Annotated in this window: 1 pseudogene; it reads left to right on the top strand. The window is 63.2% G+C overall.

The features are described 5' to 3' along the window. Positions 1-62 precede the first annotated feature (62 nt). A pseudogene (locus tag HHL26_RS24030) lies at positions 63-1,151 on the top strand (IS5 family transposase). The last annotated feature ends 122 nt before the right edge of the window (positions 1,152-1,273 follow it).

The following is a 1,273-nucleotide window of genomic DNA, read 5'->3' as shown; positions in this document are numbered from 1 at the left end:
AAACCTCTGGTGCATAGCGGCCTGAACTGATTCACTGCCATTGCGCGACAGCGGAGGCGGTAATGGCGGGACAGCCGGGTTTCTTTGATCTTTCGAACCAGTACGAGGCGCTGAGTGCAGCGGGCGATCCGCTGGAGCGGTTGGCGGCCGTCGTTGACTTCGAGGTTTTCCGTTGACCGCTGGTCGCCGCCCTGCGACGCGCCCCGCGCGCCAAGGGCGGACGTCTGCCGTTCGACCCTGTGCTGATGTTCAAGATCCTGGTTCTGCAGGCACTGTACTCGTTGTCAGACGAGGCAACCGAGTTTCAGATCAAGGATCGGCTGTCGTTTCAGCGGTTCCTGGGCCTTGGGCTCGACGGCACGGTGCCGGATGCGACGACGGTATGGCTGTTCCGCGAGCGCCTCGTGAAGGCCAGGGCGATCGACCGGCTGTTCGCCCGCTTCGATGCCGCGCTGACCGATCGGGGTTATCTGGCCATGGGCGGCCAAATCATCGATGCCACGGTCGTGCCGGCGCCGAAACAACGGAATACCGAAGTGGAGAAGATGGCGATCAAGGAGGGGTGCGTTCCCGAGGCCTGTCAAGTAAAACCCGCCAAGCTCCGCCAGAAGGATCGCGACGCGCGCTGGAGCGTCAAGTACACCAAGGCCAAGGTGAAGGAAGGCGCCGATCCCAAGGCGTTCAAGCCGGTCGACCTCGCTATCCCGATGTTCGGCTACAAGAACCACATCGGCATCGACAGGACCCATGGTCTGATCCGTACCTGGGACGCCAGCGCCGCCAATGCTCACGATGGTGCACGACTGCCCGATGTGGTCAGCAAGGACAACACCGGCTCGGGGGTCTGGGCGGACACGGCCTACCGGTCGAAGAAGAACGAGGCGTTCCTCGCCAAGGGGATGTTCACCAGCCACATCCACCAGAAGAAGCTGCCGCGCCGGCCGATGCCCGAACGCATCGCCAGGGCCAATGCAAAACGATCCGCCGTGCGTTCGGCGGTCGAGCACTTGTTCGCCGGGCAGAAGCACCGCATGGGGCTGGTCGTGCGGACCATCGGCATCGCCCGCGCCCGCATCAAGATCGGGATGGCCAACCTGGCCTATAACTTCCAGCGTCTTGCCTGGCTTGAGGGGCGTCCTGCGCCCGCATGACGCAAAAACCGGCCCCTGCAGCCGGTTCCGACACGGAAATCAGCGGATCAGCACCCAAAAACCGGGGCTCACCGTCAATTTGCGCGCCTTCACGTCGCCATCATGCCGAAATCAGACGGTTC

The organism is Sphingobium sp. TB-6 (genome assembly GCF_012927365.1).
In the GTDB taxonomy this organism is placed as follows: domain Bacteria; phylum Pseudomonadota; class Alphaproteobacteria; order Sphingomonadales; family Sphingomonadaceae; genus Sphingobium.
This window is presented reverse-complemented; position numbering and strand designations above follow the sequence as displayed.